This is a genomic window from Rhodococcus sp. D-46 (assembly GCF_011290655.1).
In the GTDB taxonomy this organism is placed as follows: Bacteria; Actinomycetota; Actinomycetes; order Mycobacteriales; family Mycobacteriaceae; genus Rhodococcus_F; species Rhodococcus_F qingshengii.
Genome location: NZ_JAANTF010000003.1, coordinates 352,683 through 379,252, shown reverse-complemented (window position 1 = coordinate 379,252; position 26,570 = coordinate 352,683). Strand labels below are relative to the sequence as shown.

At 62.8% G+C, this 26,570-nt stretch carries 25 protein-coding genes; 4 read left to right on the top strand and 21 right to left on the bottom strand.

Going from position 1 to position 26,570, the window contains the following annotated elements:
* Positions 1-51: 51 nt before the first annotated feature.
* The 12 genes from G9U53_RS09815 to G9U53_RS09760 form a co-directional block, all read right to left on the bottom strand.
* Positions 52-600, bottom strand: a complete 549-nt coding sequence (locus G9U53_RS09815; protein ID WP_007734345.1) for a hypothetical protein — start codon at positions 598-600, stop codon at positions 52-54.
* A complete protein-coding gene (locus G9U53_RS33290) occupies positions 597-1,400 on the bottom strand; it encodes a hypothetical protein (RefSeq protein WP_207624131.1) in 804 nt (267 codons plus the stop codon). Before G9U53_RS33290 ends, G9U53_RS09815 begins: the two co-directional genes overlap by 4 nt.
* The gene (locus tag G9U53_RS09805; protein ID WP_020906318.1) at positions 1,400-2,794 is read right to left on the bottom strand and encodes an MlaD family protein; all 1,395 of its coding nucleotides are present in this window, start codon (positions 2,792-2,794) and stop codon (positions 1,400-1,402) included. Before G9U53_RS09805 ends, G9U53_RS33290 begins: the two co-directional genes overlap by 1 nt.
* Positions 2,791-4,038 carry an MCE family protein gene (locus G9U53_RS09800; protein ID WP_042920418.1) on the bottom strand — a complete coding sequence of 416 codons (1,248 nt, stop codon included), beginning with the start codon at positions 4,036-4,038 and terminating at the stop codon, positions 2,791-2,793. The genes G9U53_RS09805 and G9U53_RS09800 overlap by 4 nt, the downstream gene beginning before the upstream one ends.
* On the bottom strand, positions 4,038-5,330 hold the full coding sequence (locus G9U53_RS09795; protein WP_003945764.1) for an MCE family protein: 1,293 nt from the start codon (positions 5,328-5,330) through the stop codon (positions 4,038-4,040). The genes G9U53_RS09800 and G9U53_RS09795 overlap by 1 nt, the downstream gene beginning before the upstream one ends.
* A gap of 8 nt (positions 5,331-5,338) precedes the next feature.
* Positions 5,339-6,397 carry an MCE family protein gene (locus G9U53_RS09790; protein WP_003945728.1) on the bottom strand — a complete coding sequence of 353 codons (1,059 nt, stop codon included), beginning with the start codon at positions 6,395-6,397 and terminating at the stop codon, positions 5,339-5,341.
* Positions 6,394-7,413, bottom strand: a complete 1,020-nt coding sequence (locus tag G9U53_RS09785; RefSeq protein WP_064073831.1) for an MCE family protein — start codon at positions 7,411-7,413, stop codon at positions 6,394-6,396. The genes G9U53_RS09790 and G9U53_RS09785 overlap by 4 nt, the downstream gene beginning before the upstream one ends.
* A complete protein-coding gene (locus G9U53_RS09780; RefSeq protein WP_054825144.1) occupies positions 7,413-8,597 on the bottom strand; it encodes an MCE family protein in 1,185 nt (394 codons plus the stop codon). The genes G9U53_RS09785 and G9U53_RS09780 overlap by 1 nt, the downstream gene beginning before the upstream one ends.
* A gap of 11 nt (positions 8,598-8,608) precedes the next feature.
* Positions 8,609-9,460 carry an ABC transporter permease gene (locus G9U53_RS09775; protein ID WP_003945759.1) on the bottom strand — a complete coding sequence of 284 codons (852 nt, stop codon included), beginning with the start codon at positions 9,458-9,460 and terminating at the stop codon, positions 8,609-8,611.
* Positions 9,461-9,524: 64 nt separating this feature from the next.
* Complete coding sequence (locus G9U53_RS09770) at positions 9,525-10,289, bottom strand: ABC transporter permease (protein WP_003945687.1); 765 nt, start codon at positions 10,287-10,289, stop codon at positions 9,525-9,527.
* 487 nt (positions 10,290-10,776) lie between these two features.
* Positions 10,777-11,694, bottom strand: coding sequence for a 3-oxoacyl-ACP reductase (locus tag G9U53_RS09765; protein WP_003945439.1), 918 nt, complete (start codon positions 11,692-11,694; stop codon positions 10,777-10,779).
* 109 nt (positions 11,695-11,803) lie between these two features.
* Positions 11,804-11,995 carry a ferredoxin gene (locus G9U53_RS09760; protein ID WP_007734330.1) on the bottom strand — a complete coding sequence of 64 codons (192 nt, stop codon included), beginning with the start codon at positions 11,993-11,995 and terminating at the stop codon, positions 11,804-11,806.
* Positions 11,996-12,260: 265 nt separating this feature from the next.
* Between G9U53_RS09760 and G9U53_RS09755 the strand changes: the two genes are divergently transcribed.
* From G9U53_RS09755 to G9U53_RS09745, 3 genes are all read left to right on the top strand, one after another.
* Positions 12,261-13,442, top strand: coding sequence for an acyl-CoA dehydrogenase family protein (locus tag G9U53_RS09755; RefSeq protein ID WP_003945878.1), 1,182 nt, complete (start codon positions 12,261-12,263; stop codon positions 13,440-13,442).
* A gap of 12 nt (positions 13,443-13,454) precedes the next feature.
* Positions 13,455-14,576, top strand: coding sequence for an acyl-CoA dehydrogenase family protein (locus G9U53_RS09750; RefSeq protein ID WP_158170173.1), 1,122 nt, complete (start codon positions 13,455-13,457; stop codon positions 14,574-14,576).
* Positions 14,577-14,637: 61 nt separating this feature from the next.
* Positions 14,638-16,269 (top strand): long-chain-fatty-acid--CoA ligase, encoded by a 1,632-nt coding sequence (locus G9U53_RS09745; protein WP_165638623.1) that lies wholly within the window; start codon positions 14,638-14,640, stop codon positions 16,267-16,269.
* A 9-nt stretch (positions 16,270-16,278) separates the two neighbouring features.
* Here G9U53_RS09745 and nagB read toward each other — a convergent pair whose 3' ends face one another.
* From nagB to G9U53_RS09700, 9 genes are read right to left on the bottom strand one after another with little or no spacing between them, the layout of a single operon-like run.
* Positions 16,279-17,058 carry a glucosamine-6-phosphate deaminase gene (gene nagB, locus G9U53_RS09740; RefSeq protein ID WP_003945641.1) on the bottom strand — a complete coding sequence of 260 codons (780 nt, stop codon included), beginning with the start codon at positions 17,056-17,058 and terminating at the stop codon, positions 16,279-16,281.
* Between the two features lie 11 nt (positions 17,059-17,069).
* On the bottom strand, positions 17,070-18,251 hold the full coding sequence (locus G9U53_RS09735; RefSeq protein WP_007734320.1) for an amidohydrolase family protein: 1,182 nt from the start codon (positions 18,249-18,251) through the stop codon (positions 17,070-17,072).
* The gene (locus G9U53_RS09730; protein WP_007734318.1) at positions 18,251-18,943 is read right to left on the bottom strand and encodes an SGNH/GDSL hydrolase family protein; all 693 of its coding nucleotides are present in this window, start codon (positions 18,941-18,943) and stop codon (positions 18,251-18,253) included. Before G9U53_RS09730 ends, G9U53_RS09735 begins: the two co-directional genes overlap by 1 nt.
* Positions 18,940-19,647: an N-acetylmannosamine-6-phosphate 2-epimerase gene (locus G9U53_RS09725; protein ID WP_007734316.1), complete on the bottom strand. Its 708-nt coding sequence runs from the start codon at positions 19,645-19,647 to the stop codon at positions 18,940-18,942. The genes G9U53_RS09730 and G9U53_RS09725 overlap by 4 nt, the downstream gene beginning before the upstream one ends.
* The gene (locus G9U53_RS09720; RefSeq protein WP_007734314.1) at positions 19,644-20,573 is read right to left on the bottom strand and encodes an ROK family protein; all 930 of its coding nucleotides are present in this window, start codon (positions 20,571-20,573) and stop codon (positions 19,644-19,646) included. Before G9U53_RS09720 ends, G9U53_RS09725 begins: the two co-directional genes overlap by 4 nt.
* A gap of 1 nt (position 20,574) precedes the next feature.
* A complete protein-coding gene (locus G9U53_RS09715) occupies positions 20,575-21,504 on the bottom strand; it encodes a dihydrodipicolinate synthase family protein (RefSeq protein WP_007734313.1) in 930 nt (309 codons plus the stop codon).
* A gap of 46 nt (positions 21,505-21,550) precedes the next feature.
* Positions 21,551-22,609, bottom strand: coding sequence for a Gfo/Idh/MocA family oxidoreductase (locus tag G9U53_RS09710; RefSeq protein ID WP_007734307.1), 1,059 nt, complete (start codon positions 22,607-22,609; stop codon positions 21,551-21,553).
* The gene (locus tag G9U53_RS34150; protein WP_007734295.1) at positions 22,606-23,601 is read right to left on the bottom strand and encodes a Gfo/Idh/MocA family oxidoreductase; all 996 of its coding nucleotides are present in this window, start codon (positions 23,599-23,601) and stop codon (positions 22,606-22,608) included. Before G9U53_RS34150 ends, G9U53_RS09710 begins: the two co-directional genes overlap by 4 nt.
* Positions 23,598-24,656, bottom strand: coding sequence for a Gfo/Idh/MocA family oxidoreductase (locus G9U53_RS09700; RefSeq protein ID WP_064073838.1), 1,059 nt, complete (start codon positions 24,654-24,656; stop codon positions 23,598-23,600). Before G9U53_RS09700 ends, G9U53_RS34150 begins: the two co-directional genes overlap by 4 nt.
* A 273-nt stretch (positions 24,657-24,929) precedes the next feature.
* Here G9U53_RS09700 and G9U53_RS09695 point away from each other — a divergent pair, with 273 nt between their 5' ends.
* A complete protein-coding gene (locus tag G9U53_RS09695) occupies positions 24,930-26,555 on the top strand; it encodes an ABC transporter substrate-binding protein (RefSeq protein ID WP_165638622.1) in 1,626 nt (541 codons plus the stop codon).
* Positions 26,556-26,570 lie beyond the last annotated feature (15 nt).

The window sequence follows — 26,570 nt, the reverse complement described above, 5'->3', positions numbered from 1 at the left end:
CTCCGCGGCCCCAGCCTCTTTCGTACCCGACTCCAGCCTTCGTGTGTTTGATCAGAAGGGTTGGACGTTGTTCACGAGCCAACGCCCGTCCTGCTTCTCCAGACTCATCTTCACGCGACTGCCACTGGCAACGGCTTCGGGCGATTCCGAAGACGTCGTGATCTGATTGAGGAACAGCATCGTCGTCGCGCTGTCTGCCTCGGCGTCGAGAACCGCGGCGCCCTGGACGACGACCTGAACGGTCAGCGACTTTTCCTTGGCTCCCGGAATGATCACCGACTCGATCAGGTTGGTGAACGTGCCTTGAAAATCGCCCGTCAAACCGTCTGTGGCTGCATGCAACTGCTGGTCGACGTTGTTGTAGTCGTACTGGAACATCGCTACCGCCTGATCGGAAGAGGCCTGTGCCACTTCGTCTCTGGTCTGATCGATCGCTGCGGTGTCACGCGTTCCGTCCGGACCGAAGTAGAGATACGCCGACACTGCCGCCAACGCGATGGCCACTGCACTGATGACGCACAGGATGATGGCGAGCGGTGAGGCGCGCTTCGGCTTCGGCGAAACTTGCTTGGACGTCTCGGGGTTCACTTCTGGGGTCATGGCACAAACTCCACATTCGAGGCACGCAATTGCCCGTCGACGTCGCACATGGTGATTCGGAGTCGGTAGTTGCGTTCAGCGGGCGCTTCGTCGCCGTTCTTCTGCATCGCACGCACCGCGACCAATGAAGTCCCGCAATCGCCGTCGGATTTCTCGAACCCGGCTTCGAGCACCTCGCCGTCGGTCTGAACTCCGGCCTGCCCGAGGACGTTGACAAACGAATCCTTGCGTCCGTCGAACTGCGACTTGAACTCGTCGGTGGTGCCGGCGAGGAACTTGTCGAGGTCGGCAGCCGCTGTATCCGCGTGCAGTGTCGTCAGATTCAGTGCGGTGGTCCGGGCACCGGCCACGTAGCGGGCTCGGTCCTCGTCGGCATTGGACGCCTTGTTCCGGTCGACGAGAAGAAACACCGTCAGGGCCGCAAGAGCAACAGCGATCACCGAAGCAATGGCGATCCCGACTACCAACCCGGCCTTGGGCTTCGAACGAACAGGGGTGTCCACAGCAGTTTCTGCGGGGGTTTCGGCGGTACCGGTCGGCTCAGCCTCGGTCGTGACCTGATCACCGCTGACGACCTTCTCAGGTGGAGTATCGGGCTTGCCCAAAGCAACTGGCGCCGCCGCCTTCTGCTCAGCCACCTTCTGCTCAGCCGCCTTCTGCTCGGCTGGCTTCTGTTCGGCCGACTTCTTTTCGGTGGGCACTACTACCGCGGCAGCGTCTGCATCCGCACCCGTGGGTCCGGCGCTGCGGGACGCGCGACGGCGCACCCGCTGCCCGGCCTGTGGATCTTCGTCTGTCATCAACCCTGCTGACCCTTCATGAACTGTTCGAGACTGACGTCGCCGCCACCGAGGTTCGGTTGCGAGTACGTCCTTCCGTCCGGCCCGATGTACGTGCCTGTAATCGGATCGTACCGACGAGCCGAGACCGAAGGCGTCGACGTGTACGAGCTCGGGGTCGCGGTAATCGGTTCCGGAGGCCCGGATTGCGGGTTCGTGCCCATCGGTACGTAGCCGGAACGGCACTGTTCGACCGTCGGCGCACGACGTCCCGGATACTCCTCGCAGGGAAGGTTTCTCGCGCCGCGCACGGCGATCGGCGAATCCTGGGCAACCTGGCAGAAGAGATCCGACGGCGTCTCGATCGGTGATTCGTCCTTCGGACTGCGCCACTGCTCTGCGGGCAGGAATCCTGTAGTGCACGGCGGCGGGTCGTTGACCTCCATGTGGAAGTCCACCAGTGCACCATCCGCAGCCGGGCCGGAGCCTGCCACCGTGACCAGCGCCGCGGCCAGCGGCGGGTAGATGACCAGAATCTGCTCGATCGCGTTGTTGTAGATCACGCCGACCTGTCCGACGGACACGAGGTTCGCCAGAAGAATCGGCAATGTCGGCTGCATGTCTTGCAGAAGAGCATTCGCCTCCGCCGCTGCCGCCGGCCCCTTCTGGATGACGGCACGCAGATCAGGGTCGCTGGCTCGGAGCTGATCGGTGAACGTCACCAGATTGCTTGTCCAGGAACGGATGGCGTCGCTGCTGACCACCTGGGTGTCCAGGAGTGGACCGGCCTGCTCGATCAGGGTCTTGGTCGCGTCGGAGTTGTTGTTCGCCTCTTCGACGAACAGCCGAGCCGAGTCGATCAGCTTCTGCAGATCCGGGCCGGCACCGTTGAACGCCTTGAAGGATTCGTCGATGACGGTCTTGAGCTTGGTGTCGGAAATGCTCTGCAGCAACAGATCTGCCTGATCGAGCATCGCGCCGACATCCTGCGGAATGCTGGTTCGGTCTTCGGGAATCACCGATCCGTTTTCCAGATGCCCGTCGACCACGATCGCTCCGGAGCTGTCGGTGTGCGGAATCAGATCGACGAACTGCTCGCCGATCGCCGACACACTCTTGACCGCAGCGTCGACGTCCGAGGGCACCTTGACGCCGCTCTCGAGAGACAGACGCGCATTCACGCCCGTTTCCGACAACTCCACCGCGTTCACGACGCCGATGGTCTGACCGCGGTAGGTGACGTTCGAGTTCTTGTACAGCCCACCGGTGGCGGGCAATTCGACGGTGACGTCGTATCGGCCGATACCGACCATAGCGGGAACACGCACGTACTGAGTGGCCATCACTATCAAACCGACGACCGTCAAGACGGCGAAGATGATGAGCTGGATGCGGACGAACTTTGTGAGCATCATGGTGCCGGTGCCCCCTGAGGAAGTCCTGGAATGTTGATCGGCGGAAGTCCCGGAATCTGAATGGTATTCGGATCCGCTGCCGGAGCCTGTCCTGCGGGAGCCTGTCCGGCAGGGGCCTGTGCGGGCGGTGCGGCAGGCTTGAGCGGATCGCTCAACGGGTTGCCTGTCTGTCCGGCCAGCCCGGCCTGCTTACCCAACACGCCTTCCGGTCCGGAGAGCGTTCCGGCCAACGGAGTTCCGGTGAGGAAGTTCGCGTCCAGTCGGGGCAGCGAGATGTCGATGGTCATGGCCAGGTTGGCGTAGTCACCGCGAATGACGTTGTCGATTCCGTTCTGTGGGAACGGGAACGTCAAGAGGACTCCGAGAACCTGCGTGAGAGCGTTGCCCGAATCCGCCAACGCTTTCAGAGTCGGCGACAGCGCGCGAACGTTGGTCGCGAAATCGTCACCGCTCTCCTGGATGACGCGACTGGCCACCTCGCTGAGACCACCGAGGGAGGTCAAGGCGTTGGTGATGTCCTGACGCTGAGCGACAAGAACCTCGAGTGCCGGCGGAATACCTTCGAGTGCTTTGTTCAGGGTGTCGTGCTGGGCCTGGACCGTCGAGGACAGTCGATCGAGTCCCTCCATCGCCGAAACGATGTCGCCCCGTTGCTTGTCCAGACTGCCGACCAGCTGATCGAGCTGAGGCAGGAGGTCGCGAACCGAATCTTCACGCCCACCGAGAGCGGCGTTGAGTTCCTTCGTGATGTCCTGAACCTGAGCGAGACCGCCGCCGTTCAGTACCACCGACAGCGACGACAGCGTCTGTTCCGTCGTCGGGTAAGCGCCCGCCCGCTCGATCGGAATCAGGTCACCGGCTTCGAGTCGGCCCTCGGGCTCCTCCCCTACCGGCGGCGCCAACTCGATGTGCTGAGAGCCGAGCAAGCTGGTCTGACCGATTTTTGCCGTCGCGTTGGCCGGCAACTGAACCTCGGGATTCAGCGACACCGTCACCAGAGCGTGCCAGCCTTGAACCTCGATGTTCGAAACGCTTCCCACTGCCACGTCATCCACCCGGACGGGCGAATTCTGCGACAGCGTAGTCACGTTCGGCATCTCGATCTGAACCTCGTATGCGCCTTCGCCCCGGCCTTGAGTGCCTGGCATCGGCACCGAGTTGAGACCGTTCCATTCACAACCGCTGGCGCCGAGAGCCACTGCCGTGGCCAACACCGCAACCGTGGTCTTGCGAGCTACCCGCATCAGTTCCCTCCGCCCATGTTGAAGAGTTCGGCGAGATCCTTGGGAACACTCGTCATGGGAGCACCCGACATCGGTCCTGCGACGGTTTCCGGCTGATTCTGACTTGCCGCTTCCAATCCCGGCTCGGTGTAGACGATCTGATCCGGGAAAGCCTGCACACCCGCGACCGGGTTGAACAGGAATCCGGGGTAGTTGCCGATCATCGTGCTGAGCACCGGCCCGAGGTACTGCTTACACAGGTCGGCACTGTTCTGGGAGTTACCACTCTCGATACCTTCGATGGAACCACAGATCCACTGGATCGGATTCTTGAAGTTACTCAGTGCAATTGCGCCGGTCATACTGCCCTGAGCCGGCTTGTAGATCTGATAGAAGTTGGCAAGCGACGTCGGTCCGGAGTGCAGAACCTGCTCGATCTCCGGGCGCTTGTCAGTCAGTACCTGAGTGGCATCGGCGAGACGCGCAACCGATTCGCTCAGTCCCTCGCTGTTGTCCTTGACGAACCGCTGGACGTCGCCGACGGCCAGGTCGAGATCACTGAGGGCGGTACCCAACTCGTCGGAACTGCTTGCGAGAACGCTTGTCACCGAAGCGAGGTGACCGCTGAACTGCACGATCTGCTCGTTGCTCGAGGACAACGCAGTGACAAACGCCTGCAGGTTCCGAATGGTGGAGAACAAATCGGTCCGGCCTTCGGACAGCGTGTGCATCGTGGCCGAGAGTTCGCGCAGCGTCGACCGAATCGACTCACCGTTACCGTCGAGGTTCGTTCCCACGGTGTCGATGAATCGACCGAGGGAACCCTGATCGTCCAGACCCTCCGGTCCGAGTGCGTCCGACAGTTTGGTCAGTTCGGTCTTGATCTCGTCCCACTCCACCGGAACGGCGGTGCGCTCGATCGGGATCTCGCCGCCGTTGGGCATCTGTTCCCCGCCGGAGTACACGGGGGTCAATTGCACGAAGCGTGCGGACACGAGGCTTTGAGCAACGATGAGCGCCTTGGCATCTGCCGGAACGTCGACGCTCGAATCGATCTTCATCTCGACGTAGGTGTCCCGATCACGCGGTTCGATCTTGGTCACCTTGCCGACGTTGACACCGAGCACTCGCACGACATCGCCCTCGTAGAGACCGGTGGTCGAGACGAAGTGCGCGGAGATCTTGGTCTTGCCCAGGCCAGGGATGAAGAGGTAGGCCGCACCGGCGACGAGCAGCGCGACCAGCACACCCGCTCCGATCAGCACCCACTTCTTGCGTGGGTTGGTGGAGCCCTGTGGATCCTGTGAAGTCATGGTCTCGGTCATTCTCCCGGCCCCCTGATCGTCGGTGGAATACCGGGGAAGAAGTCTTCCAGGTCGCCCGGAACCTGCTCGGGCGCGACGCTGGTGTCCACCAGGGTCTTCCACCAGTTGCTCGGCAGAATGTTGATGATGAAGGCGTCGAAGAACGGGCCGCTGGCCACGGTCTCACCGAGCGCGGTGATGTACGGTCCGAGTCCGTCGAGCGCTCCCGCGATGTTGTCCTTGTTCTGCTGGAGAACCTCGGCGACCGAATTCAGCTTCTCGAGGGTCGGCCCCATCTGAGCCTCGTTCTCCTGCACCAGCGCTGACAGTTGACGTGAGACTGCGCCGGTGTTGACGATCAGTTCGCTGATCGCGTCACGCCGCAAGCTCAGTTCGGCAAACAGCTTGTTGCCGTCGACCAGCAACGAATCGATCTGACCGCTTCTGTCGGAGAGGATCTTGGTGACATCTTCGGCCCGCGAGAGCAATTGGAGCAGGCTCTCGTCGCGTGAGTTGATGCTCTGCGAAAGCCGCGTCATTCCGTCCAACGCGGTGCGCAGTTCGGGCGGAGTATCGGCCAGCGTGTCCGAGATCGCGTTGAGCGAATCGTTGATCTGTTCCGTGTCGAGTTCGGACACCGTCGTCCCGAGGTCACCCAGAGCGTCGTTGAGCGAGTACGGGGAGTTGGTGCGTTCGACCGGAATCGGCGTGTCCGTCCGCAACAGTCCGGATCCTTCCGGCCGTACCGCCAACGACTTTCGCCCGAGAACCGTGTTGGTCTTGATATCAGCCGCTGTCTGCTCGCCCAGGGCGACACCGTCCTGAACGGTGAAGGTGACCAACACCTTCTGGTCGTCGAGTTCGACGTCGCTGACCTTGCCGACCTTCACGCCGGCCATGGTCACGTCGTCGCCGGTGACCAGGCCGCCGGCATCTTGGAAGTACGCCGAGTAGCGAATGCCACCGTTGATGAACTGGAGTTGATCGTATTGAAGCGCGGCACCGACGGTTGCCACCGCCAGGACGAGACCGATGACACCGATCTGTACCGGATTACGTTCACGGGTTGGGGTCATGAGACTTTTGCGCACCTTCCCGTGTCCTGAACTGCCGTGGGCAAGATGATCGTCGTCCCGTCGGGTCCGGAGAACTTGAAAGTGTTGGCGCACAGATAGAACTGGAAGAACGCTCCGTACGTGCCCACTCGGATCAGCTTCCGGTAGTCGGACGGCAGACGATCGAGAGCGGTGTTGATGTCGTCCTTGCCCAGGTCCAGCTGCGTCATCGTTCGGTTGGTCTCCCCGATCAGCGTCTGGATGTCCGGACGTGTCGCCTGCAGCAACGACGCGAGATCTCCCGTGGCACCGGCGATCTCGGTGATCGAATTACCGATCGGGCCACTGTCCTTCGCCAATCCACTGACCAACTGCTGGAGCTGATCGATCGTGGTGGAGAACTGATCGCCCTTGTCGTTGATGGTGCCGAGTACGTCGTTGAGATTGGTGATGACGTCCCCGATCAGCTGGTCTCGGTCCGCCAACGTTCTGGTGAACGAACTGGTGTTTCCCAGCAACGAAACCAGCGTTCCGCCCTGGCCCTGGAGTACCTGCAGCAGGGCCCCGGAGAGGTCGTTGACCTGCTGCGGGTCGAGCGAACGAAGCAGCGGCTTGAATCCGCCGAGCAGCAGATCCAGATCGAGAGCGGGCGACGTCTGATCGACCGGAATGGATCCTCCCGACGGAAGCATCTCGGTGGAACCGGCGCCCTCGAGCAGTTCCATGTAGCGATCGCCCACCAGGTTCTCGTAGCGCACAGTCGCTTTGGTGCTCTTCATCAGCGAGTACTTGGTGTCGACGTCGAACTCGACCTCGGCCTGGTTGGAGTCACCGATGGACACTCCGGTGACCGACCCGACCGGAACACCGGCGATGCGGACCTTGTCGCCGGACTTGAGTCCCGAGACGTCCGAGAAGGTGGCGTGAAATCCGTTGCTGCTGCTGAAGCGCACCTGACTGAAGACGATCGCCAGTCCGGCGAAGATGACCGCCATGACGACGGTGAAAATCAGCAGCTTGACCGTGGTCGGTCTCATCACTTCCCGTCTTCCTGCTCGTAGGAGTCACCGAAGAGATACTGGAAAATGGTCGGCACGGTAACGCGCAGTTCGGTGTTGGGAACGAAGGGCACATTGCCGGTGTTGGTGACTGCGAACGGTGCATGCCCGTCGACCTTCGGATCGAATTCGGGCAGACCATAACAATTGGGTCCGCCGGAGGCCGCGACCTTGGGGAGAGATTGCGGATTCTGGTACGCCTCGGCGCCGTACATGAAGCTCGCACTCAGCATCAGTGCCGCTTTGTCACCGGTGCCTGCCAGTGGCTCGAACTTGATCCGGCCGTCGTTCAACCCGACGATGAAGCACGTCAGACCTGACGAGTACTTGTCGAGCAGGGTCGTCGTCGCGGTCAGAGTGTCGAGGGCGGTGGTCAGGTTCTGCTCGTTGTCGGTCAACAACGCGTTGCCGGTGTCCGCGAGGCCGGTGACGTTGAGCAACAGCAAGTCGAGGTTTGCCTGCTCCGCCACGATCGATCCGCTTGTCGCGGTGGCATTGTCGAGAATGCGCATCAGATCCGGTGCCACGTCGGCGTACAGATTGGTGACATCGGCGGCGCCGACCAAGTCTTCCTGGAGCTGCGGCAGAACCGGATTCATCTTCTTCAGATAGGTGTCACCGAGCTCGAGAACCTCACCCAGCGACTCGCCGCGCCCGTTGAGTGCGGTGGAGATCGCGCCGAGTGTGGCGTTGAGCTTTTCCGGTTCGATCTTCGCGAGTACGTCCGAAAGATGTTCGAAGACACTGTTGAACTCGACGGTGACGCTGTCCGAAGCGATGACAGCACCCTCCTGGATCGACTGGGTCGACGGATCGTCGGGAATCACGATGTTGACGTACTTCGCACCGAACACCGTGGTGGTCTTGATCTCCACCCGGGCGTTCGACGGAATCTTCGACATCTGGCCCGGATCCATCGCCAACTTCAGGTTTGCCTGGTCCCCGACGAGGGAGATCGATTCGACGCGGCCGACCTGCACTCCGCGCAGCTTCACCTTCGCATTCGGTTCCATGACCAGGCCGGCACGCGTGGACGTCACGGTGATGGGCGTGCTCTTGGTGAACCCACCCGAGAACATGGTGAGAGCAACGGCGACGATCGCCACGAGTCCGAGGACCAGGCCGGCTGCGGCCAACTTCTTGTGCCATCTGGGTACGGTCATCGCTTGCCCGCCTATCCCGACAGGTTGAAGTTGCCGGACCCGCCGTAGATGGCGAGTGAGATGAGCAGGGTGACCGTGACGACCGCGATCAACGAGGCGCGCACTGCGTTACCCACCGCGACACCGACGCCGACCGGGCCACCGGTTGCGTTGAAGCCGTAGTAGGTGTGGATGAGCATGACGGCCAGCGCCATGACTATCGCCTGGGCGAACGACCACAGTATGTCCGTGGGTATCAGGAAGGTCGTGAAGTAGTGGTCGTACACGCCGCCGGACTGGTTGTAGAGGAACACCGTCGCAAAGCGGCTGGCGACGAACGACGCGATGACCGCCAGTGAGTACAGCGGGATGATCGCGATCATGCCGGCCATGACGCGGGTGCTGACCAGATACGGAATCGACGGGATCGCCATCGTCTCCAGCGCGTCGATCTCTTCGGAGACGCGCATCGCACCGAGCTGCGCGGTGGAGCCGGCGCCGATGGTCGCGGCGAGGCCGATTCCGGCGATGACCGGCGCTGCGATGCGAACGTTGATGAAGGCGGCGAAGAAGCCCGTCAGTGCTTCGACGCCGATGTTGCCCAGCGAGCTGTAACCCTGAACGGCGATGGTGCCACCGGTGAACAGCGTCAGGAATCCGACGATCACGACGGTGCCACCGATGACGGCGAGCGCACCGGTGCCCATGCTGATCTCGGCGATCAGTCGCAGAGTTTCACGTGGATAGCGCATCAGCGCCTTGGGAGCGTGACCGAGAGCCTTCGCGAAGAACAGCGCTTGATCACCGATGCTGTCGATACTGCGAGAGATCGAGCCGATCTGTCGACGTGTGCGCGGGAAGCGTCCCGCTGCGGCCAACGCCATCAGATCTCCTCCCGTCTGTCGTTTGTCGTTCTGTCCACTTCGATCTCTCCGACTGCCGTGGGCCTCATCCGGCCGTCAACTTGATACCGATGGTCGTGATGAGCACGTTGACGACGAAGAGCGCCATGAACGCGAACACGACGGTCTGGTTGACCGCGTCACCGACGCTCTTGGCGCCGCCTTTGACGTTGAGTCCGAGGTAGGCCGCAACCAGGCCGGCGATCATGCCGAACAGCCCTGCTTTGACCATGGAGAGCATGAGCTCACCGAATCCGGTGAGCAGTGTGATGCCGTTGACGAACGCGCCGGGGTTCACGTCCTGGATGAACACGGAGAAGACGAAACCGCCGAGGATGCCGATGGTGCAGACCAGTCCGTTGAGAAGCAGCGCCACACCTGTCGACGCGAGCACTCGGGGAACGACCAACCGGTGGATGGGATTGATCCCGAGCACCTTCATGGCGTCGATCTCTTCGCGGATGGTTCGGGCCGAAAGATCCGCGCAGATGGCGGTTGCGCCGGCGCCGGCGACGATCAGCACTGTGACGATGGGGCCGACCTGTGTGACGGTGCCGAGGGCAGCTCCGGCACCACTGAGGTCGGCTGCACCGATCTCGCGCAAGAGAATGTTGATGGTGAAGCTGACCAGCACCGTGAACGGGATTGCGACCAGCACCGTCGGCACCATCGAGACTCGGGCCACGAACCAGGCCTGATCGATGAACTCTTGCCGCTGGAAAGGGCGGGAGAAGACTGCCCTCAAGGTTTGGGCGGACATCTGAAAGAAGCCACCGACCGCTCGTAATGGCACCTCGACGAGGTCTACCATTCGCCCTCCTCGTCCTTGGTTGCCGCAGTACTGTCTGTTCTCATAGTCCAGCCCCCGACAGCTTGTGACTCAGGTCATATTAACTAGAACGTGTTCACCTGTCAAAAACAAGTGTCCAACTCTAAGGAGTAGCCTCACGGCGCCGATCCGAAACCGGAAGATCGGAGACATGGGAAGCATCCCTTTTCGATGTGATTTTCGCCGAAATATCCTGGAAATTAATACTTTTGAATGATCGGCGCCTTTCGGCGCCAGGTTCGAAAATCAGCCATGCGAGAGCCTTGACTGGGCACGCCGATCGAATATCGCATCGTTCGCAGGAATGCAAAATTGGAACACAGTCCAGTTTTTTCGAGACCGTTGGTCTCGTTACAGAACGCAGGCAAGCTGCCGCGCCCACCGACTCGTGAACACGCTATTTCTACCAGGAAGTGGACACGCAGACCGTCTGAGTGCGAACAACGGTTCTACGTGTCGCGAGCACCGTTCAGCCCAGCGCCCTCAAGGCCGCCGATGCCGAGAACATCTTTGCCGGGTCACGGCCTGCGAAGTAGTCACCCATCACTGCGGACAGCGTTTCCGGCGACCAGGAATCTCCCTCTGCGTCGAACCTCTGCTCGACGACGGGCGCCGCCATCAGCGCAACCATCGGTCCGTACACCACGAATACCTGACCGTTGACGGCGTCAGCCGCTGGTGATGCCAGGTACGAGACGAGCGAAGCCACGTGCTCGGGCGAGAGCGGATCCATGCCGTCGGCCGGCGCGTCGCCGAACACGCCTTCGGTCATCGACGTCCGTGCCCGCGGGCAGATCGCGTTGGCCCGTACGCCGTAGCGCGAGAGCCCACGTGCGGCCGACAACGTCAGCGCCGTGATTCCGGCTTTTGCAGCGCCGTAGTTGGGCTGCCCTTCCGGTCCGAGGAGACCCGCCTCCGAAGAAGTGTTGACGATGCGCCCGTACACCGGCGCCCCGGCTTCCTTGGATTTCGCCCGCCAGTAGGCAGCGGCGTTGCGGCACAAGAGGAAATGGCCGCGAAGGTGCACTTCGAGTACGAGATCCCAGTCTTCGTCGGACATGTTGAACAGCATCCGGTCGCGTACGACCCCTGCATTGTTGACGACGATGTCGACACTGCCGAACTGACCCTGCGCTGCTTCCATCAGTGCGTCGGCAGTAGAACGCTCACCGACGTTGCCTGCCACGAATTCGACCTTGGCACCGAGACCACGGATTTCCTCGAGCGTCGCTTCGACGGCCTCGTTCGGGGCCAGATCGTTGACGACCAACGAAGCACCGGCCTTCGCCAGACCGATGGCCTCGAACTTTCCAAGCCCCGATCCGGCACCGGTCACGATGGCGACCTTGCCTTCGAGACTGGTTTCTGGGCTGTTCACAGCATTCATCGAAGCGCTCTCCCGGTTCTCTGCGGTCGTGTGTCGAGTTACCCGGCTCGATTGCCGTGACCCACGAGTTCGCAACTTTAGAACGTGTTCTTGTTTTGGGCAACCATCGTCACGGATGTTCGGTCAGTGCCGCGCGCGGGCACTGAGCGATCGCGGAACGGACATCCTCCCAGCGATCCTCCGGTGGGCGCACAGAACTGATCACGAGCTCCTCGTTGTCGTCGAGGTCGAAAATATCGGGCGCGATCCCGACGCACACACCGTTTGCCTCGCAACGGTCCAGATCAACCCTGACCTCCATGGCGATTCCTCTTCTCTACTCACAACTGCTCACACGAACACGGATACGAAACGAGTGCCGCAAGGCTGTGCCGCACACCGTTCCTGGCGATAACACTAGAACCTGTTTCAGTCGTGTGCAATGATTCGAAAAAGTACCGAGAACGGACGTCGAACGATCCGCCGGAGACGGCGAGGGCGCCCCTTGTCGCCGATGAACGCATCGATAGAACCTGTGTCAATCGAATGGTTGACGCTTTGATTCGTATCTCTATGGAGAGGTAACCATGCACATCACCTACACCCCTGAGCAGCAACAGCTCCAGGAGGAGTTGCGTGCCTACTTCGCACAACTGATGACTCCCGAGCGGCGTGAAGCGCTCGCCGCCACGACGGGTGAGTACGGCGAAGGCAATGTGTACCGCGAAGTCGTCGCGCAGATGGGCCAGGACGGCTGGCTCACGCTGGGTTGGCCGAAAGAGTACGGCGGACAGGAACGCTCCGCGATGGACCAGCTGATCTTCACCGACGAAGCTGCCATCGCCGGTGCGCCGGTGCCGTTCCTGACGATCAATTCGGTAGCGCCGACAATCATGCATTTCGGTACGGACGAGCAGAAGGCCTTCTTCCTGCCCAAGATCTCTCGCGGTGAGCTCCACTTCGCGATCGGCTACTCCGAGCCCGAGGCCGGCACCGACCTGGCCTCTCTGCGCACGTCGGCGGTCCGTGACGGTGACGATTACGTCATCAACGGGCAGAAGATGTGGACCAGCCTGATCCAGTACGCCGACTACGTGTGGTTGGCGTGCCGCACCGATCCGGAAGCCAAGAAGCACAAGGGAATCAGCATGCTGATCGTCCCCACCACGGCAGAAGGCTTCTCCTACACACCGGTTCACACCATGGCCGGCCCCGACACCAGCGCCACCTACTACCAGGACGTACGGGTCCCGGCGTCGTCGATCGTGGGTCAGGAACACGGCGGCTGGGCACTGATCACCAATCAGCTCAACCACGAGCGCGTTGCCCTCACCTCGGCCGGACCGATTCTGACCGCGCAGCGTGAGGTCCGTGAGTGGGCACAGAACACCAAGCTGCCCGACGGCCGACGCATGATCGACCAGGAATGGGTGCAGATCAATCTGGCTCGCGTGCATGCCAAAGCCGAGTACCTGAAGTTGATGAACTGGGAAATCGCCTCCGCAACCGATCACGCTCCCGGCCCCGAAGCTGCGTCCGCCAACAAGGTGTTCGGTACCGAATTCGCCACCGAGGCTTACCGCTTGCTGATGGAAATCCTCGGATCCTCCGCCACGATCAGGCAGAACTCCCCCGGCGCCCTTCTGCGCGGCCGCATCGAACGTATGCATCGTTCTTCGCTGATCCTGACGTTCGGCGGCGGTACCAACGAAGTGCAACGCGACATCATCGGAATGACAGCTCTGCGGCTTCCCGCATCGAAGCGATAAGGACCCACGATCATGGAATTCACCCTTACCGAGGCCCAGCAGGACCTGTCCGGCCTGACACGATCCGTAGTCACCGAACTGGTCACCAACGATCGCCTTCGTGAACTCGACGCCGCGGAAGACCGCTTCGACGCCATCTTGTGGAACGCTCTGGCCTCGGCCGGCGTCCTCGGTGCGGCCCTTCCGGAGTCGGTCGGCGGAGACGGATTCGGGGTCCTCGAGCAGTGCAGCATCCTGGCCGAACTCGGACGCGGTGTTGCAGCCGTTCCGTTCCTGACGTCCATCGTCGGATCCGCCGCAGCGATAGCGGAATTCGGCTCGGACAAGCAGCGAGACGAATGGGCGAGCGCCGCCGCCGCCGGCGAGAAGATACTCACCGCGGCCCTCGCCGAGGAATACAACGACGACCCGGCCCACCCCGTCACGCGTGCCGAGAAGACCGCCGACGGTTGGCGCATCGACGGAACAAAGATCACCGTCGACAGTGCACCGCTCGCAGATCTGTTCCTCGTCCCCGCCATCACCGAGGACGGCGTCGCGGTCTTCCTCGTCGAACCGTCGGACGCGGGCGTGAGCATTACCAGGCAATCGACCACAGATTTCTCGAGCGCGGGTCTCGTCGAATTCGATTCGGTGCAGATCCCGGCCGATCGTGTTCTCGGCTCGGTTGCCCAGGGATCGGACATCGCGGCGTGGATCGTCGAGCGAATTCAGCTCGGTTCGACCGCCTACCAGTACGGAGTGCTCGATCAAGCGTTGAAGCTGACCGCCGAATATGCCACCGAGCGTGTGCAGTTCGGTCGACCGATCGGTAGTTTCCAGGCCGTGGCCCAGCGCCTCGCAGACGGATACATCGACGTCAAGGGTGTCCGTCTGACTCTGTGGGCTGCCGCGTGGCGTCTGAGCGAAGGACTTCCTTCCGACGGCGCTGTACAGACGGCCAAGTTCTGGGCTGCAGATGCGGGACACCGTGTCGGGCACACTGCGGTTCACGTTCACGGCGGTGTCGGTCTGGACGAGGACCATCCGGTTCACCGCTACTTCCTCGCGGCCAAGCATCACGAGTTCCTGCTCGGCAACGCAACGGATCAGCTTCGCGCGCTCGGCAAGGTACTTGCCGCAGTCCCTGCCTGAGTGCGTCCCACCGAGTGGAAATCCATGACCTGGTCCGAGACGAATCGATGATGATGCAGCTATGAGTCAGAGCCCCACTGTTTCCGATCTACTCCTCGGAGTCAGCGAGATCGACGACCGCGGTCTCCGTTTCGAGGACCAGGTCATCACCTGGCGCGAGCACGTTCAAGGCTCGTTCGATCGAGCAGCGCTGCTGGACACGCTGCTCGATCGAACGCGCCCCAGGCATTTCGGACTTCTGATGGAGAACGTCCCCGAGTTCTCGCTGCTGCTCGGAGCGGCATCGTTCTCGGGTTCGGTCGCCGCCGGGCTGAACACGACCAGGCGCGGCCCGGCATTGGCGCGAGACATTGCCCTCTCCGACTGCCAGGTCATCTTCACCGAGAACAACCAGGCACATCTACTCGACGACGTCGATCTCGGCGACGTCCGGGTGATCAACGTGGATTCTCCGGCCTGGGCGGAATTGTTGGCGCCCTTCGCCGATACGCCGGCCTACGCATCGACGGCGCAGCCCGACGATCTGTTGATGCTCATCTTCACTTCCGGAACCAGCGGTGATCCCAAAGCGGTTCGGTGCACGCACCACAAGTTGGCCTCTCCCGGGGTCATGCTTGCCGATCGTTTCGGGCTCGGCGCCGACGACGTCGTCTACATGGCGATGCCCATGTTCCATTCCAACGCGATGATGGCGGCGTGGACGGTCGCGCTGCACGCTCGTGCGGGAATTGCCATGCGACGCAAGTTCTCCGCTTCGGGTTTTCTACCCGACGTTCACAAGTACGGAATCACGTACTCCAACTACGTCGGAAAGCCGTTGTCCTTCATCGCTTCCACCCCCGAGGTGCCGAACGAGCGGGACAACACCTTGAAGATCATGTACGGCAACGAGGGTTCGGCGCCCGCCGTCGCCACCTTCGTCCGGCGCTTCGACGCTCGCGTCATCGACGGGTTCGGTTCCACCGAGGGCGGCATTTCGATCTCCGCGGCACCGGTTCCCCGGCCAGGCGCCCTCGGACTGCTCCCGGACGGCGTCAAGATCCTCGATCCCGAGACCGGAGCGCCATGCCCGCCTGCAGTCTTCGATGCCGACGGCCGGATCACCAACGCCGACGAGGCAACTGGTGAACTGGTCAATGTCACCGGCCCAGGCACGTTCGCCGGGTACTACAAGAACCCGGACGCCGACGCCGAGCGAATGCGCAACGGCCAGTACTGGAGTGGCGATCTGGCGTACACCGACGTCGACGGTTACGTCTATTTCGCGGGACGCAGTTCCGGTTGGCTGCGAGTGGACGGCGAGAACATCGGTGCCGCACCCATCGAACGCTCCCTGGTCGGTTACCCGGGCTTCGCGCAGGTGTCCGTGTACGCGGTCCCCGACAGCGACGTCGGCGACCGCGTCATGGCGTCGGTGATTCCGGTCGGCGATGTCGACAACTTCGACCCGGCAGCCGTAGCCGAATACATCGATTCCCGGCCGGAACTCGGGCCGAAGCAGAAGCCGACCTTGATCCGAGTGTGCAGTGAGTTCCCGAGAACGGCGACCTTCAAGGTGGTCACTCGAACGCAGAGCGCCGAACGCTGGAACACCTCCGATCCGGTGTGGATCCGACGGCGTGGAGAATCCGACTTCCAATTACTCACTCCCGAAATGGCACTCGGCCTCGAGAAGACGCGAGAGCCCGTCTAGCCCGATATCTCAGTAGTGCTGAGCAAGCGGTTTGTGCGCAGACACCGTTTTGTAGAACTCGGTGAGCCGAAGCTGTGATGCCGCTGCATCGTCGATCACCACCGTCGCGTGTGGATGCAGTTGGAGGACCGATGCCGGGCACACCGCGGCCAGCGGCCCCTCGACGGCAGCGGCAATCGCAGCGGCCTTGTGCTCGCCGGTCGCGATCATCACCAGATGCTTTGCTTCGCAGATAGTTCCGAGGCCCTGGGTGATCACGTGCCGTGGTACGTCGTCCGGACTCTCGAAGAATCGGGCGTTGTCGGTTCGAGTCTGTTCCGTCAGCGTCTTGACCCGGGTCCTCGAATTCAGCGAGGACGTCGGTTCGTTGAAACCGATGTGACCGTTGCCGCCGATGCCCAGAAGTTGTACGTCCACCGGACCATTCGACGCAATCGCCCGGTCGTAGGCTGCCGCGGCGGCAAATGGATCCGACGCGGTTCCGTCGGGGCTGAATACCCTTGCCGCGTCCAGGTCCAGGTGATTCACCAGCTCCGTTCGGATAACCTGGGCATACGACTCAGGGTGGCCTTCCGGCAGGCCGACGTATTCGTCCAACAGGAACGCCTGCACGCCGGCAAAACTCAACCCTTCCTCGCGGTGACGGCGCGCGAGTTCGCGGTACACCGAGAGCGGTGAAGATCCTGTCGCCAGGCCCAAAGTCCGTGCACCTGAATGCACCGCGTGTTCGAAGATGTCGGCAACAACGGTGCCGGCCGCCTCCGCACTGTCGACAATGACAATTTCCATCGGTTGATTCCTCAGCTTTCGGTGTAGTTCATGAGCCAGTTCCCAGCGGCCATGACGGCGCGGGTTTCGAGTTCTGGACCGGTGACGATCAGATCGGCGCGGCAACCCGGCACGAGATCGCCGACCATTCCGGCCAGCCCCATCAGCGAAGCAGGCGTTGCCGTCGCTGCGATGACAGCCGAAAGCAGATCGACGCCGGCGTGATTGACAGCCCGGCGGACTATGTCCATCAACCGACTCGTCCCGCCGGCAATGGCCGTGTCCCCCTGGCCGGCCAGCCGCGCCACGCCACCGACCACGTCGACGTCGAGAGGTCCGAGTGGGTAGCGCCCGTCGGGCATTCCCGCCGCAGCCATCGCGTCGGAGACCAACGCGATCTGATGCGGACCGACCAGATCGAACACCGTCGCCACCGTCTCGTCGGCGAGATGTACTCCGTCCCCGATCAACTCGACCACCATCTGTCCTTTCGCGGCCGCGGCAAGACACGCCGCCACTGCGCCGGGAGCGCGATGATGCATCGGAGCCATACCGTTGAACAGGTGAGTGGCACTGAGCGGTGCATGCGCCGAGTGTGCGATCGAACGTGTCGCAATCGGGTTGGACGCATCGGTGTGTCCGATACTCACGACGGCCCGGTGACGCTCCAGCAATGAGGCAAGTTCGCCGAAGTGTGCTGTCTCCGGAGCGATCGTCATCGAGCGGATGTGCCCGCGGCCGGCTTCGAGCAGCGACTCGAGCAGAGCCGGGTCGCCGTCGAGAATGCTGTCGGGATCCTGGGCGCCACAACGGAGTACCGACAGGAATGGACCTTCCAGGTGAATTCCGGCCAGCGTGCCCTCGTCCACCAGTCCTGCCAGGAGCTCGATGCGACTGCGCAGGATCTGCGGCGGCGCGGAGACGAGCGAGCCGATCACCGAGGTCGTGCCGTTCGTCCGGTGGTGATCGGCAGCCACGGTGGATCCGAACTCGTCTGCCTCGGGGAAACCGAATCCGCCGGCGCCGTGGCAGTGAACGTCCACCAACCCCGGGATGATCGTTGTCCCCGCAGCTGCCCGTTCGGGTAACGGGTCGGTTCGCTGCGACGCGGGCCCGGCCCACACCACACGATCACCGGAAATCTCGACGACACCGTCCGGAAGCAGTTGCCCACCGGTCACCAGTTGTCCACGAAGAATTTGTCCACGATGCATCACGACATCACCTGCGGTACAACGGGAACTTCGGTATCCGCGATCGACAACTCACGGAGCACGGCGTCCGCGAGCACGTAGTGCCCTTGTTCGTTCGGATGGAATGCGTCAGCCAGGAGAGCCGGCGGTGGACCATCGGGAGAATGGGCCGTCCACTGCGCGTAGTGGTCGACGAACACAACGCGCGTCGAGGCGGCAACCTGCCGCACGACCTCGACGTACTGAACCAATCCCGCTCTGGTGGGCGCATTCTCGACGTCGATCGGTGGCGGCGTCTGCAGGATCGGCACCGCACCGATCGCTCGCGTCCGGAAAATCATGTCCGAGAGGTCGTCTCGAAACCGCTCCAGTTCTTCTTCGCCATCCAATGCGTCATTCGTACCGAGCATGATCAACACCACCGAGGGTTCGAACACTTCGATGCGGTGCGCGAAACCCGCACGCACATCGGAGGATCGATTGCCGCTCACCCCGGTGTTGACAAGGACGTGGTTGAACAAGGAAAGTTCACCACGGACGCGCTCGGCGCAGTGTTCGACGTAACTTCGATGACCGTCGGTGTGCGTCAATCCTTGAGTGATGCTGTCGCCGGTGAAGACCCACCGTATCGGCGTCGAGGAGTCGCCGAGCAAAGTCTCCAGCCGAATCCGTTCAGCGGTCCTGGATTTCAGAGCCTTCGACGTCGGGGTCACACCCTCGACCTTTCGGCGCCCGATACTGCCGCTGCGAACTTCGACGTGATGAACGCCGGATCCGTGATTGCGGTTCCGACAACCACCGAGTCTGCACCCAGGGCGATGGCGCGTGCCGCATCCTCCGGGCTGTGGTATCGCCCCTCGGCAATGAGGACTGCATCTGGAAGTGCCTGCCGCAGTTCCGAGATCAGCTCCAGGTCCGGGCCGGCCAGCCGTCGGCTGTTCTCGGTGTATCCCGCCAGTGTGCTGGAGATGATGTCGGCGCCCGACGCGGCGGCAGCGACGCCGTCCTCGAGTGTTCCACAGTCGGCCATGACGAGGCCGCCGCGATCATGGACCGCGTCGACGGTGTCGGCAAAGGTCAGCCCGTCCGGACGAGGTCGCAGCGTGGCGTCGGCAGCCACGATCTGCGCACCCGAATCCACGACTTCGAGGGCTGATTCCCTTGTCGGCGTGATGAACACGCCCTCCGAGCCGATCTTCGTCAAACCGATCACCGGTACCTTCACTGCCGACACGACTGCTGCGACATCCGGGGTTCCGCCCACACCGCCGCAGCGGATAGCCACCGCTCCCCCGTCGACCGCAGCGCGGGCCATCCTCTCGATGGTCCCGGTGTCGCGCAGGGCATGGCCGTGTCCGGCCTGACAGGACACGATCAGCTTCCCGCTGATGATCGTGAGCAATTCTTCGACAGTCACGGTGTTACCTCGATTCGTGTTGCGGCGGCCAGGAGCGCAGCGCCGACGAGCGGCGCATCGGTCCCCAAACGGGCAGGAAGAATGGCGGTTTCGGCAATGGGGCCCATCGCTTCCACCCGGAAAGCGGACGTCAGCGGAGACAGGAGGTCGGCTCCGATCTGGGCTGCGCCGCCGCCGATGACGATCACCTCGGGATCGAATGCAGTCGCGATGCCGGCCAGGACGCGGCCCAGCAGAGTACCGGCGTCGGAGACCACGGCACGGGCGATCGGATCGCCCGAGTGCATGAGCGCCACCACTGCCTGTAACGGTTGAGTGGGCACACCCGCCCGCGCTGCGTACTCGGCTGCCATCGCCGGGCCAGACGCGACTGCCTCGAGGTGATCGGTTCTGCCGCAACCGCAACCTATCGCCCCGGAGACCGGAACCAACAGATGCGCGAGCTCGCCGGCTGTTCCGTGGGCACCGTGGTACAGCTGACCGCCCACGGTCAACGCGCCACCGATTCCGGTACCGATCGAGACGAACAGTGCAGAGGTTCGACCGCGACCGGCGCCGATCATGTTCTCGCCGTGAGCCATCGCGCGCACGTCGTTGTCCACCGTCACTGGTAGGCCTGAGTGTGCCTCGAGTTCTCCGCGAACCTCGGCGCCACTCCATCCAGACAGAATGTCGGAGGCGAAGACGACGCGGCCACGCACCCGATCGATGATTCCCGGTGCACCGACTCCGATTCCGGCTACCGTGTGATTCGCCCTCAGACGGTCGATCAACGCGGTAGCGGTCCCGAGAACGGCTTCCCTACCCGCCGTCGGTGTTGCCGCACGAACGGTGTCGATCACGTCTCCGTCGGACGTCACCACCGCGGCAGCCACTTTGGTGCCGCCGATGTCGATACCGATCCATCGCTTCTGCCCAGATGTCATGTCAGAGGAGCCCGGCCTGTTCCAGAACGACCTTGATCGTTGCGGTCTCGGACTCGTCGAGCGAGAGCATCGGCGCGCACATCGTGTTGCCGGTGATGACGCCGCGCAGGGCCAGAGCCGTCTTGAACGCGCCCAGACCCGCGGCACCGGCACTGACGCGACCCGGTGTCGGCGCCTCGACGATGGAGAACAGATCGGTGAGTCGATCCTGCTCGGCCTTCGCTGCGGCCCAGTCTCCTGCCTGCGCAGCGCGCCACAGTCGTACGTAGCCGTGCGGGTCCACGTTGGCCAGGCCGGGCACTGCGCCCGAAGCACCCATCAGCAGGCATCCGTCGACGACTACCTCGTGCCCGGTGAAGACGGCGAAGTTTTCGAGCCCGGCCGACTGACGGAGCAACATACGGAAACTGACGTCGTCGCCGCTCGAATCCTTCACGCCGGCGATGACTCCCTCGCGACCGAGCTCGACCAGCATTGCCGGGCTGAGCTTGCTGTGGACACGAACCGGGACGTCGTAGGCGAACAACGGAAGATCCACTGCGGCGTGGATGGAGCGGAAATGCGTTGCCGTCTCGGCTGCATCGGTGATCGCGTAGAACGGCGCCGTCGCGACGATGGCATCCGCACCAGCCTCGCGCGCCTGCTCGGCGACGGCGATGACCCGGTTGGTGGTCATGTCGTTCACTCCGACGAGGACCGGTACCTGGCCACCGACGTGACCGATGGCCGTCTGCACCACCTGGGCGCGCTGAGCGTCGGTGAGGTAACCGACCTCACCCGAGGAACCGAGGACGAACAAGCCGTCGACTCCGGCTTCGATCTGCAGTGAGAGCAGGCGTTCGAGCGACGTGGTGTCGACCTCGCCCTCGAGCGTCAGTGGTGTGACGATCGGCGGGACGATTCCGCTGAAGGTGGTGGTTTCCGTGCTCATGGGGTCTCCATATGTTGGTTGTCGGATTGAGTTGTGGGTGCGGCTGTCAGGGAGAAACGGAGACCGGCTGACCGCTCGAGGCGGACAGATAGGCAGCATCGATCACGCGCATCGACGCGCGGGCGTCTGCCACGGTGTAGTCGGGTTCGGTCCGTGTGGGAAGTCGATCGAGCACGTGAGAGAGAAAGCTCGACACCGCGTTGTCCGAACCGAAGCCGCCGATGGGTAGTGCGGTCACGTCTCCCGAGGCCGCGAAGTGGGTCACCGCGGGTTTGTCGTCGTCGGAACTCGCGTATCCGTGGGATCCGAGGACGCGAACCGTCGCGGTATTCGCGCCGAAACCCGGTGCTGCGGGGATTCTTCCGACGGTCACCGTCGCGGTGACGCCGTTTTCCAGGGCGAGCGAGATCAACGCCGTGTCTTCGACTCCGAACTGCTGGTGGGCCCCGCCGTAGAGTGTGCTCGTCTCGGCGTACACCTCGGTGACGTCCAGGCCGGTGAGGTATCGGAGGTAGTCGGCGGCGTAACCGGCGAAGTTCACTACTTCTCCCCCGCCGGAAAGCGCGGGATCCACCACCAGTTCGGGACGCTCGACAGACGTCGCGAAATGTGTTCCGCTTGCGAGGAACTCGATGTCGACGTGGCGCGGCAGTCCGAGATTTCCGGCGTCGATCCATCGGCGCAGTCGCCGGAGCGCAGGTGAATGAGTGCGGTTCACCACCGTGCAGATTCGCCCGTTCGACCGTGCGGCTTGCTGAACCGCCGCGGCCTCCGCCTCGTCGACGCCCACCGGCTTGTCCACCAGGACGTCGAGTCCGGCGTTCAATGCGGCAATCGCAAGCCGCGCATGCCTGGTCGGCTCACTGCAGATGATCGCCAGGTCAATCCGTTCGGGGTCGAGCAACTCGCCGAGTTCGTCGATCCACTCGATGTCTGCGGCCTTTGCCATCGCGATCCCGTCCTCACGAATCCAATCGGGGACCGAGGATTCGTCGGAGGCCCCGACCAGGCTCACTCGAGGATCGGATCGCAACAGGTCCGCATAGGAGCCGGCATGCCTGACGCCGCTGACAAATCCGACGCGGATCGAACCGGTGCCGGTCATTGGTTTTCTCCGATCGAGACAGCGCGGCCGGTGTCGAGCGATTGCTGGGCAGCGATGGCAGTCGCGAGAGCTGCACGCACCTGCCAGTTCTCGACTATCGGGCTCGCGGAACCGTCGAGAGTGGCGATCCAGTGACGCATCTGATGCGACATCGCGTCCTCGATCGACGACGGCGGCGCGTTGGTCGTGTCCGTCATCAGTCCCGGGTCGTCGCCGGTGTCGTGCGCGAGCGTGCCGGAAGTCCCCGACACCACGATCCGACGCACCATCTTTCCCGATTGTGGTAGCGCGTAGGCCAATTCGATCAGAGCCAGCGATCCGTCCTCGAAGCGAACGGTCAGATGGAAGCTGTCGTGCACGGGCATCCCCGCCGCGAAGGTGGGGAAACTACGAGCGAACACACGGGTCGGACGACGACCGATCAGCCACGTCACCAGATCGAGTGCGTGGGTTCCGTTGTGAACGGGGTGACCACCCGAACGTTCCTTGTCGTGTTGCCAGCCTCGCCAGCCCCCTGGCCAGACATGGCCGGTGTACCAACTGAGATGGATCAACCGGGGGTCGCCGATGGCACCTTGTGCAACCGAGTTTCCGATCGAGGTGATCGACGGCTGGAATCGTACGGTCTGTCCGACCATCAGTGAGGTGCCGTTACCTTCGGTGGCCTCGACCATCGCGTCGAAGTCCGCGACTGTCAGCGCGGCCGGCTTCTCCACGTGCACATGCTTTCCCGCGCGGCCCGCGGCTATCGTCACGGGTGCGTGGTCGGGAGTGGCCCCGACGACGTTGACCGCCTGCACGCTCGGGTCGGCGAGAATCTTCGCCAGATCGGTACTGGCCTTCGCGCCCGGCGCCAACGCCGCAACCGATGCGGCCCGGTCCAAGTCACTGCCGAATACGTAGGCGACTTCGACCGACGGGATGCGCGCCAAGGCGCTGACGTGGTCCCGCGCGATTCCGCCGCTACCTATGACGGCTACACGCACCGTCACTTGGCACTTCCCGAGAGCGCTGCCGGTTCGCCGCCACCGAGTCGCACCTGTTCGGCGACGACGAGTGCGCGTTCACGTGCGTACGTCAACGGCGAGTCGGGATCAGCCTTGCCGTCGAGAACTGCTGCCATCTCGTCGATTTCGTGACGAATCGCAGCCTGCATCCACAGCGAGGATCCTCCGTTACCCGAGTTGTACTTCTGCGTCCTGCTCGCAGCGTCGATCAACGATTGGTTCTCGGCGTCGACGTCGAAGATCGGCCACGACTCTACGACCTGTCCCCCGCGCAGTCGGCTGACCCGGCCGGTGTGGAAGTCCGCGTGGACCGAACCTTCGGTGGCATCGACGGTCAGCTGCCACGACGAAGTGTGTGAACGCGTCGAGATGGTGTGTCTGCCGATCGCGCCGCCGGCGAACGACACCACTGTGTTGCGGAAGCCGTCGTCCGCGGTGGCGATGCTCGACACGGCAGTCACCTCGCCGCCGAGCCAGCACATCAGGTCCAGTTCGTGAATTTCGTGAGTCAGTTCTCCACCCGTTCGGCTCTTGTCGAGCTTCCACCACTGTGGATCTGCGCCGTCGGTGTCGATCCAGCGTGAGCGAGACGATTCGATCGCAGCGACCTCGCCGAGCTCCCCCGACGCCAGCAGGTCCGCCAGACGTCGTACACCCGGCATCATCCGCATGATGTGCCCGACCATCAACGGCGAACCGCTCGCGTCGGCGCTCGCGATCATGTTCTGCGCATCGACCAGTTCGACGGCGAGTGGCTTCTCGACAAAAACTGCCGTGCCGTGTTCGAGCGCCGCGATGGCAGGTTCGGCGTGCGCGTGATTGGGCGTCGCGACGACAACGAGGGCCAACTCCGGGTGAGCGGCCACCGCGTCGTGATCGTCTGTCGGGGTTGCCGAGAACTCTGCGGCGACGTCCTTGGCCCGCTCGAAGTCACGGTCGCACAGCATCGTCAGTTCGAAACGTGGATGGGCAGCCAGCTCGCGAGCGAGGGAACTACCGAAGAATCCGCAACCGACCACACCGACTTTGTATCGGGTCATGAAGTCTCCAAAGATTGGATGAGGGATGTCCTATGTTATACGGCCAGCGTCATCGCTCGTCAATTCGACGCCGGTAACACAGTCTTCATCTATGCAGGTGAGCGCACTATTTTCGGCTCGAAACCGGCAAAACGTGAAGTTCGGCGCCGCCAGTTCCGAAGATTCTCTAGACGCTTTCTGATCCACAATGTAAGTTACGCAACATCGGACGTCGAACATAGGACATCCCCTATCCACTCCCTTGATGTCCCGCTCCCCGCCTTGGAGGCCGCCTTGAAGAACGAACGACCGCTGAGCTCCGCGTTCACCCGCCGAGACCTGTTCCGGTACACCGGGCTACTGGGAGCTGCAGCAGGTATCACCGCGACTCTCGCGGCCTGTGGCGGCGGGCCGTCGTCGACCTCGGTTGTCGGCGGTTCCGCGAGCACCGGCGATCTGACCACCGCCATCGGATACGGCAACGACCAGAGCTTCGACCCGATGCAGACTGCATCCGGTTTCCTCATGGCAGCGGTCAACCACGTCTACGAGGGACTGCTCGAAAACGATCCAGGCACCGGTGAGACGTATGCGGCGCTCGCACAGGCCGTCCCGACCGACGCCACCGCCTCGAGCTGGACCATGAAAATCCGCGAGGGAGCAACCTGGCACGACGGCACTCCGGTCACCTCGGACGACGTCGTCTTCACCTTCGATCGCATCCTCGATCCACAGCTGAACGTACTGATCCGCTCCTTCTTCTCCTCCTGGCTGCAGTCCGTCACCAAGGTCGACGACCAAACGGTGACCCTGAACTTCAACTACCCGTTCAGCGCTGCCGCACAGCGTCTCTCGATCGCCAAGATCATGCCCAAGCACGTCTTCGACGGCCACTGGGACGAGGCCAAGTCCGGAGCGCTGGTCGTCGGTTCCGGTCCGTACAAGCTCAAGAGCCACACCCCCAAGAGCAATACAGCTTTCGAGGCCTTCGAGGCGTACAACGGGCCGCGTCCGGCCAACTTCGCGACCATGAACTGGCTCTCCATCGTCGACACCTCCTCACGCATCGCGCGCGTCTCGGGCAACAATGCCGGTGCACAACTCGCCGACAACATCCCCGTCGCCAACGTCCCCACTCTGACCTCCGGTGGGCGCACCGTCGAGGGCAACCCGGGCATGAACCTCATGTACCTGCTCTTCGACACCACTCAGGCACCGTTCGACGACGTTCGTGTTCGCCAGGCGATGTTCTACGCGATCAACACCCCGAAGATGATCGAGATCGCCCTCGGCGGCAAGGCAGCACCGGCCACGAGCTACCTGTACGAGCGCAACCCCGACTACGCGCGAGCGTCCACCGTCTACTCGTACGATCCGGACAAGGCCCGCTCACTCCTTGCTGCCGCCGGCGTCAGTGGCCTCGACCTGACACTGCTCTCCACCAACGTCAGCTGGCTGGGCGACTGCTTGCCGACCATCAAAGAGTCTTGGGACGCAGTCGGATTCAACACGACGCTCGAACCGCAGGACACCAGCGCCATGGTGAGCAAGCTCAACAGCGGCCAGAAGTTCCAGATCGCCGCCGGTACGTCCAACCCGCAGGCATTCGGCAGCGACGTCGACCTTCTCGTCCGCTACACGTACAGCAAGGGCGGCTTGTGGACGAAGACCTACGCCAAGTGGGACGACACCCCCGAAGCGCAGAAGATCTACGCCACCATGGACGAAGCCACCCGAGAGACCGACCCGGCAAAGCGCAGCACCCTCGTGCAGTCGTACCTGAACCAGATCGCCGAAAATGCTGTCTACTACCCGGTTCTCCATCAGGAGCTCCTGACTGCGTGGGATCCGAAGAAGATCGCCGACGTCACTCCGCTGCCGTACCCCGGCGTCAACCTGCTTCAGGCGAAGCCGGCCTGATACCCGCCCGCTCGG

What these genes read in the sequence shown, in the direction of transcription:
- G9U53_RS09770 (WP_003945687.1), bottom strand. Translation starts at nt 10,289, where the DNA reads ATGGTAGACCTCGTCGAGGTGCCATTACGAGCGGTCGGTGGCTTCTTT.
- nagB (WP_003945641.1), bottom strand. Translation starts at nt 17,058, where the DNA reads ATGGAAATTGTCATTGTCGACAGTGCGGAGGCGGCCGGCACCGTTGTT.
- G9U53_RS09785 (WP_064073831.1), bottom strand. Translation starts at nt 7,413, where the DNA reads ATGAGACCGACCACGGTCAAGCTGCTGATTTTCACCGTCGTCATGGCG.
- G9U53_RS09795 (WP_003945764.1), bottom strand. Translation starts at nt 5,330, where the DNA reads ATGACTTCACAGGATCCACAGGGCTCCACCAACCCACGCAAGAAGTGG.
- G9U53_RS09805 (WP_020906318.1), bottom strand. Translation starts at nt 2,794, where the DNA reads ATGATGCTCACAAAGTTCGTCCGCATCCAGCTCATCATCTTCGCCGTC.
- G9U53_RS09715 (WP_007734313.1), bottom strand. Translation starts at nt 21,504, where the DNA reads ATGAGCACGGAAACCACCACCTTCAGCGGAATCGTCCCGCCGATCGTC.
- G9U53_RS09760 (WP_007734330.1), bottom strand. Translation starts at nt 11,995, where the DNA reads ATGGAGGTCAGGGTTGATCTGGACCGTTGCGAGGCAAACGGTGTGTGC.
- G9U53_RS09720 (WP_007734314.1), bottom strand. Translation starts at nt 20,573, where the DNA reads ATGACATCTGGGCAGAAGCGATGGATCGGTATCGACATCGGCGGCACC.
- G9U53_RS09700 (WP_064073838.1), bottom strand. Translation starts at nt 24,656, where the DNA reads ATGACCCGATACAAAGTCGGTGTGGTCGGTTGCGGATTCTTCGGTAGT.
- G9U53_RS33290 (WP_207624131.1), bottom strand. Translation starts at nt 1,400, where the DNA reads ATGACAGACGAAGATCCACAGGCCGGGCAGCGGGTGCGCCGTCGCGCG.
- G9U53_RS09735 (WP_007734320.1), bottom strand. Translation starts at nt 18,251, where the DNA reads ATGCATCGTGGACAAATTCTTCGTGGACAACTGGTGACCGGTGGGCAA.
- G9U53_RS09765 (WP_003945439.1), bottom strand. Translation starts at nt 11,694, where the DNA reads ATGAATGCTGTGAACAGCCCAGAAACCAGTCTCGAAGGCAAGGTCGCC.
- G9U53_RS09775 (WP_003945759.1), bottom strand. Translation starts at nt 9,460, where the DNA reads ATGGCGTTGGCCGCAGCGGGACGCTTCCCGCGCACACGTCGACAGATC.
- G9U53_RS09800 (WP_042920418.1), bottom strand. Translation starts at nt 4,038, where the DNA reads ATGCGGGTAGCTCGCAAGACCACGGTTGCGGTGTTGGCCACGGCAGTG.
- G9U53_RS09815 (WP_007734345.1), bottom strand. Translation starts at nt 600, where the DNA reads ATGACCCCAGAAGTGAACCCCGAGACGTCCAAGCAAGTTTCGCCGAAG.
- G9U53_RS09780 (WP_054825144.1), bottom strand. Translation starts at nt 8,597, where the DNA reads ATGACCGTACCCAGATGGCACAAGAAGTTGGCCGCAGCCGGCCTGGTC.
- G9U53_RS09790 (WP_003945728.1), bottom strand. Translation starts at nt 6,397, where the DNA reads ATGACCCCAACCCGTGAACGTAATCCGGTACAGATCGGTGTCATCGGT.
- G9U53_RS09755 (WP_003945878.1), top strand. Translation starts at nt 12,261, where the DNA reads ATGCACATCACCTACACCCCTGAGCAGCAACAGCTCCAGGAGGAGTTG.
- G9U53_RS09745 (WP_165638623.1), top strand. Translation starts at nt 14,638, where the DNA reads ATGAGTCAGAGCCCCACTGTTTCCGATCTACTCCTCGGAGTCAGCGAG.
- G9U53_RS09710 (WP_007734307.1), bottom strand. Translation starts at nt 22,609, where the DNA reads ATGACCGGCACCGGTTCGATCCGCGTCGGATTTGTCAGCGGCGTCAGG.
- G9U53_RS09750 (WP_158170173.1), top strand. Translation starts at nt 13,455, where the DNA reads ATGGAATTCACCCTTACCGAGGCCCAGCAGGACCTGTCCGGCCTGACA.